2 protein-coding genes are annotated in these 2,554 nt (G+C 64.9%); one reads left to right on the top strand and one right to left on the bottom strand.

Going from position 1 to position 2,554, the window contains the following annotated elements; all coding sequences use genetic code 11:
- A partial coding sequence (locus tag OEX18_15845; protein ID MDH4338735.1) for a flavodoxin-dependent (E)-4-hydroxy-3-methylbut-2-enyl-diphosphate synthase occupies positions 1–354 on the top strand: 354 nt, incomplete at its 5' end.
- Between the two features lie 17 nt (positions 355–371).
- Here the strand turns inward: OEX18_15845 and OEX18_15840 are convergent.
- Positions 372–2,249, bottom strand: coding sequence for a T9SS type A sorting domain-containing protein (locus OEX18_15840; protein ID MDH4338734.1), 1,878 nt, complete (start codon positions 2,247–2,249; stop codon positions 372–374).
- Positions 2,250–2,554 lie beyond the last annotated feature (305 nt).

Genomic DNA, 2,554 nt, shown 5'->3' with positions numbered 1-2,554 from the left:
CCGCGCATCATCGCGTGTCCCACCTGCGCACGCAACCGTATCGACCTGTTCAAGATTGCCGAAGAGGTGGAGAAACGCACCGCGCACCTGCGCCATCCCATCAACATCGCCGTCATGGGATGCGCGGTCAACGGCCCCGGCGAGGCCGCCGGCGCCGACATCGGCATTGCGGCCGGCGACGGCGAGGGCCTCATCTACCTGGACGGCAAGATCAGCCGCAAGGTGAAAGAGGAAGACATGGTGGCGGAGTTGATGAAGGAAATCGAGGCCCGCTGGGGGAGCAACGCGGACGCCAAACTCACCCGCTCGCACTCCGACGGCCGCGTGGGCCGCTGGACCGAGAAGAACGAGTAGCGGCCGCGCAGCTGCCCCTACCGCATCACCAGCAACTTGCGTGTGACCGTCTGTTTGCCCGCTTCGATACGAACGAAGTAAACACCCGCGCCCACACGCTCGCCGTTGTCGCCCACCCCGTTCCACTCCACACTGTGGTCCCCCGCGCCCTGTTCGCCCGAGAAGAGCGTTGCCACGCGGCGGCCGGCCACATCATAGACGGCGAGTTTCACGTCGCCGCGCTCGGGCAGCGTGAAGGACACCATGGTCTCGGTACTGAACGGGTTGGGCACGTTCTGGCGCAACGCGAGTCCTGCCCGCGGAACGGTGGCGCTCACGCGCGCTGACACCGTGGTCCAGCCCTCCGCGCCGTGCGCGACCAGCTGGTAGTCGTAGCGAGTTCCCGGTTCCACCGAACGGTCGACGTAGTCGTGCTGGTTCCCGGGGAGCATCCCGTCGCCCAGCGCGCGCAGATCGCCCGATCCGGTTGCACGCAGGATCTCAAAACCGGCCAGGCCCTCGTCGGACCATGTCTCCCATTCCAGGTGCACCGCCCCATCCGCCACACGCGGCTCGAAGCTCGTAATCGCCACCGGCACCGGGTTGTCGTTGGGCAGGTACCAGTGTTCCTGGTGTTCCTTCCCGCCAATGCCCGTGTTTGGATCGCCGTCGAGATCGAACCAGAGCCCGTGGTATGCCGTCGCCGCACGCTGCACGTTGGTGAAGTCGCCGCGCGGCGTCGCCACCAGCGCGCACGTGAACGAAACCGTCTGCCCGGGCGCGATGTTGAACGGGCCGGCGGCGACCACCCCGCGCGCATCGAAAGGCACGACGGGGTTGCGATCGATACTCTGACTCGAAAGCACCTCGTACCGTTCGAAGTCATTGGTCGGGTCTCCCCCGTTCTCAAAGGATGCACCCGGGTGGAAGTTGCGGAATGTCACCGCGCCCACCTGCGTGGGAGCCGTCGAGCCCGTCGGGTCTACGGGGTGATCCAGGATCACGAAACCGCAGTAGCCGGACGCCTCACCACCATCGCCGTCGTCGTCGAACATGTACATGAAGTCGTACGCCTGCGTGCCATGCGGGCCGAGGTCGACGCTGATATCATTCCTGAAAGCGACACCATCATCTTCCCAGTAGTTCGGCGTAGTGCGGTTGCCGACGTCGCCGTCGGCGAACAGCGCGATGTACGCGTCGCTCGCGGTGACATTGCCGTCGTTGGTAATCCAGAAGGTGAAGCCGACGAAGTCGTCGTAGTCGGGATTGCTGAACTGGTAGCTCTCCTCGCGCACCGACAGGTGCATGGGATTGTGCTGGGGATAAACCTGGGTCGCCTCCGGGGTGTCGTCGCGAAAAACGCGGCTCAGCATCTGGTCGGAGATGCCGGCGTAGTCCTCGTCGATGAGCCCGTCGCCGTCGTTGTCGAAGCCGTCGAGGCGGTCTTCGTCGATGAGCCCGTCCCCATCATCATCGGCCATCATGGAGGGAATGCGCTTGCCCCCCAGCGCACCGAAAACAGAGTAGTACACGATGTCGCGCGGATCCGCCGTGGGCCGGAACTCGAACTCGTAGGCAGCGGTTGAAACGGCAGGCACGCCGTTCACCAGCGCGCCCACCCACAGCCCGGCCGTATAGAGATACTCGACGTTCGATCCCCCGGGCCACTGCGCGGAGGGGGCAAAGGAGAAAGGCAGGTTGGCACCGGGCCAGGAGCCGATCATGCCGAAGTTGGAGGCATGCACCCACAGGTTGCCCGCGTCGTGGACCGGGGACCCGTCCAGGATGAGAATCCGGTTGGGGCCGACACCGCCCTTACTGGCCGGTAACGGGCTCCGCGCGGCCGCGGCGAGGACCAGCGCGAGCGAGACGGACAGGAACAGAACGGGAAGAATAAGGCACCGGAAGCGTATCATGCGTGCTCCCTTCGTGTTGAGAGTGGACCAACACTGGCGGGCGGGGCACCGGCGACGGATTGTACTGGCGGCTGAAGGAAGTATAACCCCCGGCCGGGCACCCGTCAAACGTTCCGGAGCAATTGCGGTTCACGCCCGGATTGGGTATCTTTGCCGGGCCCCCAACTGATTGAAGCCAAATGAGTATCCACGCTGCCACCGTCGAAGAAACCTACCGCCTCATGGCGCAGAAGCTCTCGCGCGTGGTGCCGGACGTGGAACTGCGCGCCAAGGCCGAGCTCGTCTTCCAGATCAACCAGCTCAAG

The sequence above is a fragment of the Candidatus Krumholzibacteriia bacterium genome (genome assembly GCA_029865265.1).
Taxonomy (GTDB): Bacteria; Krumholzibacteriota; Krumholzibacteriia; order WVZY01; family JAKEHA01; genus JAKEHA01.
Note: the sequence above shows the minus strand (reverse complement) of the source record. Positions and strands in the feature narration are given on the sequence as shown.

Bases quoted from the DNA above. Each gene is read 5' to 3' on its own strand.
- OEX18_15840 (MDH4338734.1), bottom strand. From the start codon at position 2,249: ATGATACGCTTCCGGTGCCTTATTCTTCCCGTTCTGTTCCTGTCCGTC.